This window comes from Collinsella ihumii, assembly GCF_030385545.1.
GTDB classification, from domain to species: Bacteria; Actinomycetota; Coriobacteriia; order Coriobacteriales; family Coriobacteriaceae; genus Collinsella; species Collinsella ihumii.
Map to the genome: position 1 here is coordinate 314,573 of NZ_JAUEIQ010000002.1, position 15,959 is coordinate 330,531.

A 15,959-nucleotide genomic window follows, 5' to 3' on the forward strand; every position below is an offset into this window, starting at 1 on the left:
GCCTATCCCCTCTCCATGCCGAACGACGCGAGCTTCTTCTCGCCAATGCCCTGCAACCACGTGAGAACCGTGGAGAACAGCAGGTAGATGGCTGCGACCTCCAAGTACAGAGGAAGCGCCTCGTAGGTGCGCGACACGATCTGCTGCGTGGCCATGAGCATCTCGAGCACCGTGATGTTCGCAGCGAGCGACGTGTCCTTCACGAGCGCGATGAGCTCGTTGGAAAGCGGCGGGAACGCCGAGCGCATCGCCTGCGGCAGCAGGATACGACGCATGATCTGCATGTAGCTCATGCCCACGCAATAGCCCGCTTCAAGCTGGCCGGACGGCACCGCCTCGAGCGCGCCGCGAATGGTCTCGGCCGAATAGGCGCCCGTGTTGATGGAGAACACGATGATGGCCGCCGGAAACGGATCGAGCACGATTCCGAAATCGGGTAGGCCGTAAAACACGACGTAGAGCTGCACGAGCAGCGGCGTGCCGCGGATGATCCAGATGTAGAAGCGCGCGATCTGCGTGAGCACGGGAACCTTCGCGTACTGCACGAGCGCCACGGCCATGGCGATCACCAGGGCGATGGCAAACGAGATGAGCGCCAACGGGATCGTCGCGGTCAAACCTGGAATCAGGATCCTGGAGAATGAATCTAAAAGGATTTCCGCCACGCGATCACTCACGGGAACCATCCTCCCCTTCTGCAGCCTTGCCCCAGGGCCGGCGAGGCGCGCATTCGCAGCTCACGCGATGCAGCATATGGTCGATGGCATCGATGCCCTTCTGAGAGGCATGCATCTCGTCGAGCAGGCGCTGGCGCTCTCCGAGCAGTACGCGCTTCGTCTCGCGCACGCGCCCCTCCTCGCACGAGCATTTTGCCTTGGCAGTCCGCTCGGCATCGCAATCGCAATCGCACAGGCACCGCTCAAGATCTTCGCTCAATTCACCCATGGTCACTCCTTTCTGGTAGCCATCATGGTATGACGCGCTGTCAGCTATGTAAAAGACCTATAAGGTATAGCTAGCTATAGGTAATTTGCATAGATGAAATCGTGGGGACTTGCCTCGTTGACAGAGCTTCAGCCCTCAACGTCCTCTATGCTCATTGCTCGAGTAAACGATCGCGCCCGTGGAAAGGACCTGCCCATGCATGCCGACGATGCCGAACTGATCGACCTGCTCGCCCGCCTCTCGAACGCCAAAGCCCCCTCGGGCTTTGAGGACGAGGTGGTCGATATCGTGCGCGCGTTCTGCGCCGACTGGGCGAACGTCGAGGTCAACAGCCTGCTTGACGTCATCATCACGCCGCATACCGTCGATGCGGACAAGCCGACGCTGCTGTTCGACGCCCATGGGGACGAAGTCGGCGGCATGGTGCAGGCGATCCATGCGGGCGGCACGATGAATTTCGTCGAGCTGGGCCATATCGCCCCCGGGACGCTCGCCGGCCAGGACGTCTTCGTGCGCACGGGCGCCAGCGCCTGGATCCGCGGCGTCGTCGGCGTCAAGCCGCCGCACTTCTGGACCGCCACCGAGCGCGCCGACGGCAAGGCGCCGCTTACGCTCGACGTCGGCGCGACCTCGAAGCAAGACGCCTTGGAGCGTTTCGGCGTGCGCATCGGCGAGCCGTTCGTGGCGGCAACGACGTTTTCATATGACGAGCAGCGCGACATCGCGATCGGCAAGGCCTTCGATTGCCGCGCGGGCGTGTGCGCCCTGCTGCTCGCGCTGCGAGAGCTCGCGCAGCGCGACGACCTGCCGGTCAACGTCATCGGCTGCATCTCGGCGCAGGAAGAGATGGGCGAGCGGGGCATCGGCGCCGCCGTGCGCGCAATCGAGCCCGCTGCCGCGTTCGTGTTTGAAGGATGCCCGGCAGACGACACGTTCACGCCCGCCGACGAGATCCAGACCGCGTTGCGAAAAGGACCGATGTTCCGCTACTTCGATCGCTGCATGATCACGCATCCGCGTTTTCAGCGATATGTGCTCAGAGTCGCCCAGTCCCGCGGCCTGCCCGCGCAGACCTCCGTGCGCACCGGCGGCGGAACCAACGGAGGCGTCATCCATCAGCTCGATATCCCCTGCGTGGTCGCCGGCGTCCCCTGCCGCTACATCCACGCAGGCGCCTCCATCTGCGCGCCGCAAGACATCCGCGCGGCGGCGGACATCGCGATAGCCGTCGCAGAGGACTTCTCGCCGAGCGCCATCTCCTACTAAGATCCGTTAGGAAAGCGCTGAATTAAGGCCTTCAAGCCCCGCAGGGCGAGACGGGCGATCGCAGCGCATCGTGAAGCGGGCCCCTCGAGCAAGGCTCGGCCACCGCTTCTACCGGGCCACCCGCTAACGGTACCCAGTAACTGTACCCAGAACTGAGAGAGAGGGCCCCTTGGAAGGCCCTCTCTCTCAGTTCTGGGTACAGTTACTGGGTACCGTTGCCGGGCAGTCCCGTGGTCTCACCGATGACCGAAACGTACAGCCTCACTGACCCTTGAGCCGCTTACGAGATCTTCCTCCTTCGAATCAAGGCGATACCGGACACCGCTGCCAGAGCACCGGCGCCGCCGAGAGCGGCTATCGCCGCCACCGATTCGTCACCCGTCTGGGCGAGGCGCTCGCGCACGTCGTCGTCAGACGGCTTTGCCTCATCGGAGGGCTTGGCGGGATCGCCCTGCTTATCGGGCGTTTCCGCCAGCAGGGCGGCACGCGCGATGGTCTCCACGTAGCCTCCGGCGGGAATCGTCAGATAGATCGTTCCGCCGCTTGCCGTCGCCGTATACGTGTAGGTGTAACCGTCATCTCCGTACAGCGTCGCTTCGACTTTCTTGCCGTCATACGCATCGGTCCCAAGAGGGATACGGGCGCTCATGCCCTCGATCGGGATGCCGACCACGGTGTGCTCGGACCCCGTTGCGAGCGTTACGAACACGCCGGCGACAGCGCGATCATCGCGACCGAGCTTTCCGACTGGGAACCCCTGGGACCCCGTCATGACATCTGCCGTCACGTCGACTCCGGAGGGAACGCCCTCGACGACGATGCCCGCGGCCGCATTCTCGTAGGTCCACCGGTCCCCGCAGCCGATCGGAACGACCGTGAACACGGCCGTCTTGCTCTCCACGCCATCGAACGCGCGCGTTGTCGCGGTGATGGTCGCCGCGCCGTCACCCACCGCCGTGACCTTGCCGTCAGCGTCAACCGTCGCGACGGAGGTATTGGAGGAGGACCACGTCACCGCCACCGCGGACTCGGCGGGCGTGAACACCGGTTTGAGCGCAAGGGGGCTGCCCGGGAGCATGTGGACGATGTCGCGCCCGACATTCGCCTCTGCGCGCTCGATCTTGATGTCCTCGATCGCGGGCTTTGTCGCGATGGACTCCCGATAGCCCGCATTCGCCCTCATGAGCTCGGAGGTCGCCGCGTCGACTGTATCCTGCGTCAGCACGGAAAGCTCCTTGGCCGCAACGGCTTTCGCCGCGTCCACGGCTGCAGCCAGCGAATTCGCTGCCTCCTGCGTCACCCAGCGCGCGCCGGGCGCCGCATCGAGCGCCTGTGCCACCGTCACGACGCCGTCATCCGCCTTGGCGGCAGCATCGAGCTCGCTCTCGAGCGCCTCGAGAGACACCTCCGCCACGCTGCAGGCGGCCTCGAACACACGCTGCGCCTCGGCCAGCGCGTCGCGCGCCGCCGCGATCTCATCGCTCGTCGCGTCCCCGGCACCATATACGGCGCGCGCATCCGCGATCGCCGCATCAAACGCGGCCGCATCGGCAGACGCTGCCCATGTGCCGCCGTGAAGCACGTCGCGCCCGTGCTCGGAAACCGTCACCTCGGCACGCACGGCGTCGGCCGCCGCGAGCTCCTCTTCCAGCGCCCCGCGGTCGACCTGGACGGTCATCGGCATCTCGGCCACATCGTGACGGAGCTCTCTGACCTGCTGACGAAACACCTCGACGTCTTCTTCGCTCGCACGGATCTTCAGCTGCGCCTCGATGGCATCGAGCAGATTCGATATCTGGTCGAACTGATCGCGCGTCACGTAGCGCGTCCCATCGGCCGCCTCGCCCAGCTCCGCGTCGTCGAGTACAGCCAGCTCGGCAAGCTCGGCGCGGGCGGCATCCAGCTCCTCCGCGAGCAGAACCTTGGCGTCGACGCTTCCGATAACTTCGTACTGCCCGCACACCGTCGCGGCGGGCACCCCGTTCAACGTGAACCCGTCCCCGTCGAAGGCGATCTCGACGTGCGCGCCGAGCAGAAGGCCCACCCCGTCGAACGACAGGGGCGCCGCAACCTCGATGCCCGTCCCGCCATCGGGGTAGAACATGATGGTCACCGCATCGCCCGTCGCTCCATCGGGCACGGGAAAATACAGGTCCGCGCCGGCGGGGCCAGAGCTAGCGGCCCCTTCATCGGTCGGAACGCTGTAGCTGAGGGTGCCGACGAATTGGATCGTCTCGCCCTCGCCGAGCGCCTCGGTGAGGGCCTGGTCGAGTGCCTGCACCTCGGCTGCGAGATCAAGGCCGTCAAACGACTCGACCAGCCACCCCGAGCCGTCGACATCGACGGTCGTCGGGGAGCCGTCCACGACGTAGATACGCGCATGCGCGCTCACCGTCCCGTCCAGCTCCGAGGTCGCGGTCAGCACCGCCATGCCCGGCGCATGCAAAACAAGGCCATTGGAGACCGAGGCTACCGTCTCATCGGACGATGTCCACGTCACGGCGTCCGAGGCCCCTTCGGGCTCAACCGACACTGCGGGCAAATCGACGGTTGCGCCGGCACCGTCTGCCGGCAGGCAGTACACCGCATCCCCCACCGACGTCAGGCTGTCGGGAGATACGGGCCGCACCGTTATCGCGGTCGGGGAAGTCTGCGCAGCGGGCTGCGTCTCTTGCGCCTGCACGACCTGATCAGACGCCAGACCCGCCTCGACGAACTCCTCGTCGCCAACGATATCGGATGCTCCTGCCGCGTCGGCAGGCCCGCTGCCCTCCATCATGCCCGCCTCATCGACGACGTGCTCAGGCTGCAGCACGGATTCCGTTTGCCCCGGGGAAGCGACCCCGTCGGCCGCGGACTCATCCGCGCGCACCGGACAGGGGATCATGAACACCGCAATCAACGCAACGGTCAGCAACATGACAAGGGGCTTTGAAGTGGTCATCCTCTTCATGGTTCGACCCTCCTCCCGTGCGTTGTGGCTCCATATTCTGCGGTCGGCAGGCTCATGGTTCTTATTGCCGCCCATAGCAACATGGCAAAGAAAAACGCCGGCAAATCGCTGAGCGCGCGATTTTTGCCGGCGATAGGAACACGTCTGGAAAGCAGGTGGAATAAGAGGGAACCACCCCCTTGTGAAACGCCGATCACGCGCCTTCGCGGCGGGCGGCGATATCCTTCACGCGCTGGTACTGGCGCATGATGTAATCGAAGTTCTCCACGCGATGGGGCACGGTGCAGGCCGAGCAGTCCTTGATGTCTCCGTGCTCGCCCACGTAGCGGAAATTGCCGCCGCAGGTATCTCCCAAGCAGTACAGCGGGCAATAGCAGAACAGGCAGTTGAGCTGCTCCGCAGGCATGTCGTGGCACGGGTAGAACTCGCACAACGCATGGTTGAAGAACTTGTAGTGCTCAGTTTCGGGATGGTCCACGGCACACCTCCTGATCGGACGCGCCCATCGTAGCAGACAATGCTCGCAGCAGGGCCGGTACGTTTCCATCCCAAAACGTACCGGCCCCGGGCCATCTCCCCTACGCGGGGTAGGACGCGTCGTCGACCGGCTCGAGCCACTCGTTGCTGCAGTTCTCGCCCGGCGCCTCGAAGGCGATATGGGAGAACCAGGAGTCGCGCGCCGCGCCGTGCCAATGCTTCACGCCGGCAGGAATGACGACGACGGTACCCGGGGTAAGCTCCTGAGGCTCGGAGCCCCATTCCTGATACCAGCCGCGGCCGTCGGTGCAGATGAGAATCTGGCCGCCGCCCTTGTCGGCATGATGGATATGCCAGTTGTTGCGGCACCCCGGCTCGAAGGTCACATTCGCCAGGCCGACTCCGCACTCAGCCGCATTCGTCAGCGGATTGAGATACGAGTTGCCGATGAAATACTGCGCGAACGCGTCGTTGGGGTTGCCCATGCCGAACATGGGGGTGAAATCTGCGGTTGCCATATGCTCCTCCTTAATCGATGATGCGGGCAGCCCGCATCCGGCAAGGCGGCCCGACGTATACCAACGTTGCTGCCGCCCCTACTTGCGGGCTGGGTCCGTCGTGCCCGCGAGCGGTTTTTCGCCCGGGCGACCCAGCGGCCCCACAAGCTCGTGGGCGGCATAGGGCTCTTCCATATACGCGACCTCGTCGGCCATGAGCTCCACATCGAGCGCCGCCACGGCATCGTCCACCCGCTCGGGGCGCGAGCAACCCACGATGGGCGCCTCCACGCCGCGCGCCCAGTGCCAGGCAAGGGCGATATGCGCCATGGGCACCTCGTGACGTGCCGCCACCTCGGCGACACGCTCAACGATACGCATGTCGTTGTCGCGCGCGGCATCGTACTTGTTGCGCATGGTGGCATCGGTGGCGCTGCGCACGGAATCGGAATCCCAGGTGGAGCGGCACAGGTGCCCCGAAGCCAACGGGCTGTAAGGCGTGAGCGCCATGTCGAACTGGCGGCAGACGGGGACCATCTCGCGCTCGTCCTCACGATACAGCAGGTTATAGTGGCACTGCATGCTGGTAAACGGCGTCCAGCCGTTTTTCAGCGCCACCTCCTGCATGGTATGCAGCTGGTAGGCGTACATCTCGCTCGCGCCCAGTGCGCGCACTTTGCCGGCGCGAACGAGCGCATCGAGCGCCTCCATGGTCTCCTCGACCGGCGTGTCGTAATCGAAGCGATGGATGATGTAGAGGTCGAGGTAGTCGGTCCCCAGCCGAGAGAGCGTGCCGTCGATCTCGCGCTCGATCGCCGCGGGCGACAGACGTCCCTCGTTGAAGTAGACCTTGCTCGCAAGCACGACCCGATCGCGCGCAACGCCCAGGTCGCGCAGGGCACGACCGATGAACTCCTCACTCGTGCCGCGTGCGTAGCAGTTGGCGGTGTCGATGAAGTTGATGCCCGCATCGAGAGCGCGACCGATGACCGCACGCGTCTCTTCCGGGCCGATCGTCCATTGATGGAAATCCGCGGACGGCTCGCCGAAGCTCATTCCGCCCAGACAGATACGGGACACCTTGATGCCCGAGTGCCCCAACGTCGCATAGCGCATGCGAATCGCTCCTTCCAAAACCGAACGCACTTCCGCCAAACGGACGCTACTTCGCCGCCGCGTCGATGCAGGCAAGCGCGTTCAGGCTGCGGGGATAGCCGATGAACGGCAGGATCTGGTGAACCACGGCGTACATGAACGCACGGTCGTTGCCCATGTTGAAGTTGCCGGCGGCGTGCGCAGTCGCCTGGGGGTCGCAGCCGCCCTGGGCCACCAGATAGCAGAAGGTGACCATCTCGCGCTCGGCAAGCGTGAGGCCGTGACGGGTGTAGTAGTCGCCGAAGCAGTTCGCCGCGAGCCAGCGGTTGACCGTCGCGCGCTCGGCGGGGCCGTTGGCCCATGTCTCGCGCATGCCCTCGCCGAAAGCCTCGATCTGCACGTCGTTGCCGGCGGCCAGGCGCGTCTCGGGCGTCACGGTCGCCTGCCCCTCGAGCGGCAGCGCGACACCGGCAGCCTCGAGTGCATCGTTCATCGCGCCCACAAACGGCATGACGCGGCCGAATCCCAGATAGTCGGTCGCCTGGTACACGACCTCCTTGAGCTCGACCGGGGTCACGCCGGCACGAAGCGCCTCGGGCACCACGGCGCCGAACGCATCGATGCCCTGACAGCCCAGAAGCGCCGCCACGATTGCCAGATAGCGCGTGCGAGCCGGGAGGGACTGGGCCTCGTCGCCTGCCGCCTCGGCCAAAAACGCCTCGACGATCCCCGCGTATTCAGGGTCTGTCGCCTTGAATCCATCAGTGATAGCCATGCTTTCCTCTCTCTCCTTCTGCAGGGCGAACCGCATCCGCCCCATCTTGTACATAAGAACCGTACTCCTTGGAGTTGACTCCAAGTCAATATACGAGCGCCTCAAACAGGCACTCTGAGCTGGTGTCGCGAGAGGCCGAACGGAAAAACGGCATCCCATCAGCAGCCGTCAGCACAAACGGCAAGAGGACGGCTACAGAGACAGGCCGAGCGAATAAGCCTCAAGCGGGTACTTCGTCGCGCGCGTCATGGACGGCGTGCCGCAACCGGCGCCGAGCACCATGCCGCGATCTTCCATATCGAGGTAGCGCACGATGGTCCGATAGTGCGCTTCAAGCGCCTCGAAGGTCCAGCCGTCCGCGTTCCACGCAACGGTCAGCAAAGCCGCCTTGAGATGCTTGCCGGTGATTGCGGAATTCTCGGAGCAGAACCGATCGATAACCGCTTTGAGCTGCGCTGTCATGCCGTAGTAGTACAACGGCGTAGCAAACACGACCATATCTGCACCGAGGATCTTGTCCAAGATGGACGCCATGGCGTCGCGCTGGACGCATGGGCGGGCACCGTAGCCGCACGCGACGCAGCCCGCGCAGGGCCGCACGTCCTCGTGCGCCACGTCGATGCGCTCCACCGTATGCCCCGCTTCGCGCGCACCGCGCGAAAACTCCTCGGCAACAAGCGCCGTCGAACCGTTCCGGTTCGGACTTCCCTGAAGCACGACGATATTCATGCACCTACCTCCTTGAACATAGAAATACCGGCCGGGCCATCCGCCATGGGGGCAGATGGCGCGGCCCGCGGACATCGCGACGGGCGAGCGGGCCCTACTGACGGATGAAGGCGGCGTCGCGATCGGGCAGCCCGTCCTCATCGGTGACGTAGCGCTCGGCCACCATATGCAGGTCGTACTTGTCGCGCAGCTCGGCGATCTTCGCCATCATCGGCGAGGCATGATGCGCGTCGAGCGCGTCCTGGTCACGCCATGCATCGATGAGCAGGACGGTCTCGGGGTCGTCCAACGGCTGGAAATAGCGATAGCGGACGTTGCCCTCCTCCGCGCGAATCGCGTCGGCGGTGCCGGACTCCTCCATCTCCTGGGCGAACGCGCGCGCCGCCCCGTCCTTGCCCGTGTAATACAGGTTCACCGTGATTGCCATGTTGTCCTCCTATCCGTCGTGCCACGCACCTTCTTGACGTCTGCCGGCCCACGCTGCTGGGAAAAACGCCCCGCAGCGAAGACGCATGTAAAGCAAGTCCGGAGCCGCCTACAGGCCTAGGCCGTCGACCCAGTCGGCCACATCGAAAGTGGGGGCAGAGCCCGAGAAACGCGACCCTTCGCGCCAATCGCCCGCACCGGCCAACTCGGCCAACGCCTCGCCACTGCCACCGACTCCCGAGCTCGCCGAGGTGCAAAACGGAACCACGACCTTGCCTGAAAAATCGTTGGCCTCCACGAAGGTGCGCAGCGGCCACGCGGCCTCACCCCACCAGATGGGATAACCCAAAAACACAATATCGTAATCGGCAAAACCATCGGGGATATCTTGGGAAAGCTCAGGGCGTGCATCCGAGGCGCGCTCCTGGCTCACGCGGCTTCCATCGTCGTTGTAATTGAGATCGGCATCTGCATAAGGCTGAGCAGGACTGATCTCGAAGGTGCCTGCACCCAGATGCTCGGCAACGGCGCTCGCTATGCCGGCGGTGTTGCCCGTTGCCGAGAAATACGCCACCAACACAGAGCCGGCAGACCCGGCCGACGCCCGGTCGACGCCAGACGAAGCGCCGTCTGATGCGGCGGAACCGCTACCAGACGGCTCGTCGCCATTGGCGCCCGCCTCCACCTCGCCGCACGCGGACAGCAGTCCGCCCAGCGGAAGCAGGGCGGCAACTGCACCGGCGCGCCTCAGCAGCACCCGGCGCTCGACCGGCGAATCAACATCGAACAAGGTCATCTCCATTCTCTCGAAAAACGGACGAATCGACTGTCAAGAGACCTGCCTACACCTGCGCTGCGGCCCAAGCGGCGATATCGCCGCTGTTGAGCAGACGGCCGGGCTTCCACGTTGCCGAAGGGCAGTGCTTAGCAAGGCTCTTCTCGGCACCGGAGATGCCGCTGCCGCCCGAGGTGGCGAAGGGGATCATCGTCTTACCCGCAAAATCGTACGCATCCAAGAAGGTGTCGACGATGCGCGGCTCCACATACCACCAGACGGGGAAGCCCACGAACACCGTGTCGTAGGAGGCCATATCCGCAACACCTCCCGCAATCGCGGGACGGCCCGAAGGATCGTTCATCTCCACCGAGCTGCGACTACCCTTGTCGCGCCAGTCCAGATCGGCCGCCGTATAGGGCTCCGCGGGCTCGATTCGGTACAGGTCGGCGCCCGTCGCCTCCGCGACCTTGCGCGCCACGCGCTCCGTCACCCCGCTCGCCGAGAAATATGCCACCAGTGTTTTTACCATGATCTTCTCTCCCCTCCATCGCATAGGCCGCCCGCACCGCCGGGCTCCCCTGCCGTTACTGAGCGTGACCCGCATACGGGCCACGATGTCATCACATTCGATAGACCTACAGGCTCTCACGGAAGATGCGGACGATCTCATCGCGCGTGAGGACGTGGTAGCCGCCCTGCATGACCAGCGTGCTGTCCGCAAGGCCCTCGATCATGTCCTCGGTGGCGCCGAGCTCGGAGATGCTCATCACGCAGCCGATCTCGCGCATCCACGCCTCCATGGCATCCAGGCCGGCCGCGGCGAGCTCCTCGCCGCTTTTGCCCTCGGGCGACACACCCCACACGTTCGTCGCGAAGCGCGCGAACTTGGCCACCCCATAGGGCATAATCAGGCGGTAGTACGGCAGCGCGACGGCGGCAAGGGTCATGCCGTGCGTGGCGTCGGTGTGCGCGCCCACCGCCTGGCCGAGCATGTGGACCTCCCAGTCCGTGGTCTTACCGCACGCGACGAGCGTGTTGAGCGCCCACGTGGCGCACCACATGATGTTCGAGCGCGCCTCGTAGTCATGCGGGTTCTTCACGGCAACGCGGCTCGCATGGATGAGCGAGCGCATGAGGCCTTCAGACAGGTAGTCGCTCGTGCTGTCGTCGGTGCCCGAGAAATACTGCTCGGTGATGTGGTTCATGATGTCGAAGATGCCCGCGACCATCTGATAGGCCGGCAGGGTGTACGTGAACTCCGGGTTCAGCACGGCGAACTTGGGGAACACGTCGGGATTGGCGAAGACGTGCCCGACCTTCATCTTGGTCTCATGGTTGGTGATAACCGACCCGCAGTTCATCTCGGAGCCGGTGCCGACCATGGTGAGCACCGAGCCGACGGGCACGACATCACAGGTCGGCTCCTCGAAGTCGACCCAGTACTTCTGCCATGGGTCGACGTCTTCGGGCAGATTCACCGACACCGCGACACCCTTGGCATAGTCGATGCACGAACCGCCGCCCACCGCGAGGATGAAGTCGACATGGTTGTCGCGCGCGATCTTGATGCCCTCGTTCAGCTTCTCGACCGTAGGGTTGGGCATGACGCCGGCATCCTCCACCACCGTCTTGCCCGCAGCCTCAAGCGCTTTGACAACCTGGTCGTAGATTCCGTTCTTCTTGATGGAGCCGCCGCCGTAGACGAGCTGGACCACCGGGCCGTAGGCGCGCAGCTCGTCGGTGAGCATGTTCATGGCGTCCGTGCCGAAGATGAGCTTGACGGGATTGTGGAACGTGAAATTACCAAGCATGGCGAATCCTTCCGTCGATGAAGCCAAAGCAACACGCTGTTTCTGATTGGCTCAACTATAACTAACACTGTGTTTCTTATTTTCATAATGACACAACGTCACGTTATCTCCATAGGAGAGAAGGAGTCATTTTGTTGCGTATGGTATAGTTCTGAACAAACGTGTTACAGGAGACGACCATGGGATCATTTGTGCGCGCGAGAAGCGACGAACAGAAGGCGCAGCGATTTGCGGAAATCAAGGCGGCGGCGAAGCGCCAGTTCGCGCAGCGCCCCTATCACGAAATCACGCTGACCACCATTGCCGAGGAGCTCGACTGGTCGCGAGCCAACATCTATAAGTACGCGAGCACCAAAGAGGAGATCTTCCTCGCGCTCGACGCCGACGAATGTCACGCGTACTTTCAAGCGCTGCTCGCCGCGCTTCCGGAAGGATGCGGCTTTGGTGCCGACATCGTAGCCGAGATATGGGCGGGCATCGCCAGCGCCCACCAGGACTATTTCCGCCTCGGCGAGATCCTGGCGGGCATCATCGAGATCAACGTGAGCCTCGAGCGGCTTGTCGCGTTCAAGCGCGGCTACTATGCCGACATGAACGCATTCGCCGACCGGCTTGCCAGCATCCTCGAGCTCGACCGCGCGCGCATGGAGGACCTCATCACCACCGTCTACTTCCACGGCGTCGGATACGTGAGCGTCTGCTTCCGAAGCCCCCTCATGGCGGCGGCCCTCGCCGAACTGGGCATCGAGCGCCATGAGGTCGACTTCCAGCGAACCATGCGCGACTTCATCGCCATGTGCCTCGCGGCGCGGTAGCGCGCACCTTCGCACCAGCTCGGCCGACGCGCCCCGATGCCGACAGGACCGCAACGAACGAAAGGGCCCCATGGAACTTCGCCCGCTCCAGTATTTCTTGATGATCGCCCGCGAAGGCACTATTTCGGGCGCCGCGACCGTGTTGCACATCTCGCAACCGTCGCTATCGCGCCAGATGCAGGAACTCGAGCACGAGCTCGGCTGCAAGCTGTTCGAACGCGGCAGCCGCCGTATCGAGCTCACCGAGGCCGGCATGCGGCTGCGCCGTCGCGCTGAGGAGATCGTCGATCTGGTCGGGCGCACGGAGGCCGAGTTCCTCATATCGGCTGACACGCTTGCCGGCGAGGTGCGCATCGGCGGCGGTGAGACGCAGGCCATGGGGCTTGTCGCCGACGCGGTCGCGGAACTGCAGGAGACCTATCCGCTTTTGCGTTTTTCCCTCTACAGCGGCAACGCCGAGGATGTCAGCGAGCGGCTGGATACCGGCCGGCTCGACTTCGGCGTCTTCATCGGGCACACCGATCTGTCGCGCTACGAGGTCATCGAGCTTCCCGCGCAAGACACCTGGGGCGTTTTCATGCGCGCCGATGACCCGCTGGCGCAAAAGCGCGCGATACGCGCAGAGGACCTCATCGACCGGCCGCTCATATTCTCACGGCAGGCGAGCCGCGAGATGCGCAGCTGGTTCAAGCATGATTTTGCCGAACTGGATATCGTGGCGACCTACAACCTGCTTTTCAATGCCGCCCTGCTGGCAAGGCGCGGCGTGGGCTACGTCGTGAGCCTCGAGGGCATCGTCGACACCTCTCTCGACAGCGGCCTGGCGTTCAGACCGCTCGAACCGGCCATTCACGCCGAAGTCACCATCGCATGGAAGCGCTACCAGGAGTTCTCGCCGGCAGCCAGCGTTTTTCTGGATAAGATTCGGGAGCTATGGGGATAACCCTGAAATTCTAGGGACAGTCCCTGAAATTTCATTCCGATGGTGAAATTTCAGGGACTGTCCCTAGAATTTCAGGCAACGCACCTACAGGTCGCCGCCCCCGAGCAGGCCTCGAAGAACCTGATGCGGATCGGCCGACCCGTCCCGCGGGGCGAGCGCAGTGATCTTCTTCTGCATCTTAAACTCGTGGACCTCTTCCTCGAGCTTGCGCACGCGAGCGCGGAGCTTCTCCATCTCGCGCTCGCGCTCCTCCGCGCGCTCCTTCATGTCGAGGATGCGCACCACGCCAGCGAGGTTGATGCCCTCGTCGGTCAGCTGGTTGATGAGCTCCAGGCGCTCGATGTCCGCGCGCGAATACAGGCGCGTGTTGCCGCCCGAGCGCTGCGGATTCACCAGCCCCTTGGACTCGTATACGCGCAGGGTCTGGGGATGCATGCCCGTGAGCTCTGCGGCAACCGAAATCATATAGAGCGGTTTATTGCGTGCATCATCAGCCATATCAATCCCCAGACCTTCATGCACCGGAAGGGCGCGCGGCCCTTCCGGTGCCGGATAATCACCTACATCTTAGCGCGGTAGCGGTTCACGTCCGCGCGATAATCGCGCCGGTCGGCGTCGCGCAGCTTCTCGAGTGCGGACTTCTCGTCTCCCGACAGGCTCGTCGGCACCTGAACGGCGACCTTGACCAGCAGAGCACCCGTGCGGCCGCGATGCTTCACATCGGGTGCGCCCATGTCCTTGAAGCGGAACGTCTTGCCGCTTTGCGTGCCCGCCGGCACCTTGAGGCGCACGGTGGCACCGCCGGGCGTCGGCACGTCCACGGCGCAACCGAGCGCGGCCTCGTAGACCGAGATCGGCAGCTCCATGGTGACATCGGCTCCCTTGCGCTTGAACAGCGGGTGCTCGGCGACATTGGTGGTGACCACCAGGTCGCCGCGCTCGCCGCCGTTGACGCCGTACTCGCCGCGCCGCTTATAGCGCAGCTTGCCGCCATCGACCGCTCCGGCGGGGACGCTGACCGTGATGGTCTGCTGCTCGCCGGTCGAGGGGATTCGATACGTCACCTTGTGCGTGACGCCGCGGAACGCGTCCTCTGCCGACACATCGACCGAAAGCGACAGGTCGCTGCCCTTGCGCGGCCGGTTCGCAGCGCGCGAGCCGGCACCGCCCATCCCGCCGAAGTTCGACGCCCAGTCCGAACCGAACGCACCGTCTCCGTTGAAGATGCTGCTGAAGATATCGCTCCAACCGCCGGCGCCGGCGCCGCCGGAGTAGGCGTAACCGCCTCCACCGGCACCCGGAATGCCGCCGAACATCAGCATCTGGTCATACTCTTTGCGCTTCTTGGGATCCGAGAGCGTCTCATACGCCTCGGAGATCTCCTTGAACTTCGCCTCGTCGCCGCCCGCGTCGGGATGGTACTTCTGCGCGAGCTTGCGGAACGCCTTTTTGATCTCTTGGTCGGAGGCGTTCTTCTGGACCCCCAACACATCATAGAAATTCTTGCCCTGCGGCATGGTACGCCCCCTCCTTTCTGCCTGCGCGCCGCACGATGCGCGGCGCACACGTCCCTCTCATGAATAAGGGCCCCGGAGCTTGGCGCCCCGGAGCCCTTGAGTCTTACTCCTCGGTCCCCTCAGAGGCTTCGCCCTCTGGCGCTTGCTCCGCCTCCTCGGCAGGCCTCTTGGCGCCACCATAGGTCACCGTGACCATGGCGGAACGCAGGATGCGGTCCCCCATGCGGTAGCCCTTCTGATACACGTCGTTGACCGTCTCGTCGTACTGGTCGGCGTCCTCGACGCGTCCGACCGCCTGGTGCTCAAGCGGGTTGAACGGCTCGCCCTTGGGATCGATCGTCTCGACCCCTTCGTGCTCGAACACGCCCATCAGCTTGCTGTGCACCGCGTCGACGCCGTCCACGAACTGCTTGAAGTCGTCGGCGAGCTCCTGGGAGCGCGCATGGGCGATCGCTCGCTCGATGTCGTCGACGACCGGCAGCAGGGCGGTCACGAGCTTCTCGGTCGCGCGGGCCTGCTCGGCCAGGCGCTCGGCGGCCGTGCGGCGGCGGTAGTTCTCCCAATCCGCCTGCAGGCGCGTGGCGCGGTCGACGGCGTCGGCGGCCTTCGCCTCGGCGGCCTCCTTCGCCTCGCCGGCGGCATCGAGCTCGGCGCGAACCTCGGCGAGCTCGGCGGAAACCTGCTCGTACTTCACCTTGAAGTCGTCGTTGGCGGCCTCTTCGCCTGCCCGGATTGCGGCCTCCACCATCTCCTCTTCAGTCATGGCGGGCACCTCCTCCTGCTCGACTGGCTGCTCGTTCTCAGCGGTCTCGGTCTCGACAGCCTCCGTTGCCTCGTCGGCTGCCTCTACGGGAATCTTCACGTCCTTCTCCTCAGCATCCGCGGAGGCGGCAGCGGCGGCCGCCTCCGTGTGGTCATTGCGGGCGGACATG

General features: G+C 64.4%; 18 protein-coding genes. 3 read left to right on the forward strand and 15 right to left on the reverse strand.

The annotated features are described in order from the left end of the window. Positions 1–2: 2 nt before the first annotated feature. Together QVN30_RS03590 and QVN30_RS03595 are read right to left on the reverse strand one after the other, a co-directional pair. The gene (locus tag QVN30_RS03590) at positions 3–686 is read right to left on the reverse strand and encodes an amino acid ABC transporter permease (RefSeq protein WP_066831502.1); all 684 of its coding nucleotides are present in this window, start codon (positions 684–686) and stop codon (positions 3–5) included. Further along, on the reverse strand, positions 670–945 hold the full coding sequence (locus QVN30_RS03595) for a hypothetical protein (protein ID WP_066831792.1): 276 nt from the start codon (positions 943–945) through the stop codon (positions 670–672). The genes QVN30_RS03590 and QVN30_RS03595 overlap by 17 nt, the downstream gene beginning before the upstream one ends. Before the next feature lie 195 nt (positions 946–1,140). On the opposite strand from QVN30_RS03595, the gene QVN30_RS03600 reads away from it, so the two are divergent. Continuing rightward, positions 1,141–2,211 (forward strand): M42 family metallopeptidase, encoded by a 1,071-nt coding sequence (locus tag QVN30_RS03600; protein WP_289835502.1) that lies wholly within the window; start codon positions 1,141–1,143, stop codon positions 2,209–2,211. A 280-nt stretch (positions 2,212–2,491) separates the two neighbouring features. Here the strand turns inward: QVN30_RS03600 and QVN30_RS03605 are convergent, their stop codons facing one another. The 10 genes from QVN30_RS03605 to QVN30_RS03650 form a co-directional block, all read right to left on the reverse strand. Then, positions 2,492–5,164, reverse strand: a complete 2,673-nt coding sequence (locus QVN30_RS03605) for an Ig-like domain-containing protein (RefSeq protein ID WP_289835503.1) — start codon at positions 5,162–5,164, stop codon at positions 2,492–2,494. A 193-nt stretch (positions 5,165–5,357) separates the two neighbouring features. After that, complete coding sequence (locus QVN30_RS03610; RefSeq protein ID WP_289835504.1) at positions 5,358–5,642, reverse strand: cysteine-rich small domain-containing protein; 285 nt, start codon at positions 5,640–5,642, stop codon at positions 5,358–5,360. Positions 5,643–5,742: 100 nt separating this feature from the next. Next, complete coding sequence (locus QVN30_RS03615; RefSeq protein WP_066831491.1) at positions 5,743–6,159, reverse strand: cupin domain-containing protein; 417 nt, start codon at positions 6,157–6,159, stop codon at positions 5,743–5,745. Positions 6,160–6,237: 78 nt separating this feature from the next. Continuing rightward, positions 6,238–7,254 (reverse strand): aldo/keto reductase, encoded by a 1,017-nt coding sequence (locus QVN30_RS03620; RefSeq protein ID WP_066831488.1) that lies wholly within the window; start codon positions 7,252–7,254, stop codon positions 6,238–6,240. 46 nt (positions 7,255–7,300) lie between these two features. Further along, positions 7,301–8,008, reverse strand: a complete 708-nt coding sequence (locus tag QVN30_RS03625; RefSeq protein ID WP_289835505.1) for a carboxymuconolactone decarboxylase family protein — start codon at positions 8,006–8,008, stop codon at positions 7,301–7,303. A gap of 192 nt (positions 8,009–8,200) precedes the next feature. Further along, the gene (locus QVN30_RS03630) at positions 8,201–8,737 is read right to left on the reverse strand and encodes a flavodoxin family protein (protein ID WP_066831485.1); all 537 of its coding nucleotides are present in this window, start codon (positions 8,735–8,737) and stop codon (positions 8,201–8,203) included. Positions 8,738–8,831: 94 nt separating this feature from the next. Continuing rightward, the gene (locus tag QVN30_RS03635) at positions 8,832–9,164 is read right to left on the reverse strand and encodes a putative quinol monooxygenase (RefSeq protein WP_066831482.1); all 333 of its coding nucleotides are present in this window, start codon (positions 9,162–9,164) and stop codon (positions 8,832–8,834) included. A gap of 108 nt (positions 9,165–9,272) precedes the next feature. After that, positions 9,273–9,959, reverse strand: a complete 687-nt coding sequence (locus QVN30_RS03640; RefSeq protein WP_289835506.1) for a flavodoxin — start codon at positions 9,957–9,959, stop codon at positions 9,273–9,275. 46 nt (positions 9,960–10,005) lie between these two features. After that, positions 10,006–10,470, reverse strand: coding sequence for a flavodoxin (locus QVN30_RS03645; RefSeq protein ID WP_289835507.1), 465 nt, complete (start codon positions 10,468–10,470; stop codon positions 10,006–10,008). Positions 10,471–10,576: 106 nt separating this feature from the next. After that, complete coding sequence (locus tag QVN30_RS03650; RefSeq protein WP_289835508.1) at positions 10,577–11,752, reverse strand: iron-containing alcohol dehydrogenase; 1,176 nt, start codon at positions 11,750–11,752, stop codon at positions 10,577–10,579. 179 nt (positions 11,753–11,931) lie between these two features. Between QVN30_RS03650 and QVN30_RS03655 the strand changes: the two genes are divergently transcribed. Both QVN30_RS03655 and QVN30_RS03660 read left to right on the forward strand, forming a co-directional pair. Beyond that, positions 11,932–12,567 carry a TetR/AcrR family transcriptional regulator gene (locus tag QVN30_RS03655; protein WP_289835509.1) on the forward strand — a complete coding sequence of 212 codons (636 nt, stop codon included), beginning with the start codon at positions 11,932–11,934 and terminating at the stop codon, positions 12,565–12,567. Between the two features lie 70 nt (positions 12,568–12,637). Beyond that, complete coding sequence (locus tag QVN30_RS03660) at positions 12,638–13,510, forward strand: LysR family transcriptional regulator (RefSeq protein WP_204565188.1); 873 nt, start codon at positions 12,638–12,640, stop codon at positions 13,508–13,510. Between the two features lie 84 nt (positions 13,511–13,594). Here QVN30_RS03660 and QVN30_RS03665 read toward each other — a convergent pair whose 3' ends face one another. The 3 genes from QVN30_RS03665 to QVN30_RS03675 form a co-directional block, all read right to left on the reverse strand. Then, on the reverse strand, positions 13,595–14,008 hold the full coding sequence (locus QVN30_RS03665) for a heat shock protein transcriptional repressor HspR (RefSeq protein WP_289835510.1): 414 nt from the start codon (positions 14,006–14,008) through the stop codon (positions 13,595–13,597). Between the two features lie 62 nt (positions 14,009–14,070). Continuing rightward, positions 14,071–15,027: a DnaJ C-terminal domain-containing protein gene (locus QVN30_RS03670; protein WP_066831461.1), complete on the reverse strand. Its 957-nt coding sequence runs from the start codon at positions 15,025–15,027 to the stop codon at positions 14,071–14,073. Between the two features lie 103 nt (positions 15,028–15,130). After that, positions 15,131–15,958: a nucleotide exchange factor GrpE gene (locus QVN30_RS03675; protein WP_204565186.1), complete on the reverse strand. Its 828-nt coding sequence runs from the start codon at positions 15,956–15,958 to the stop codon at positions 15,131–15,133. Position 15,959 lies beyond the last annotated feature (1 nt).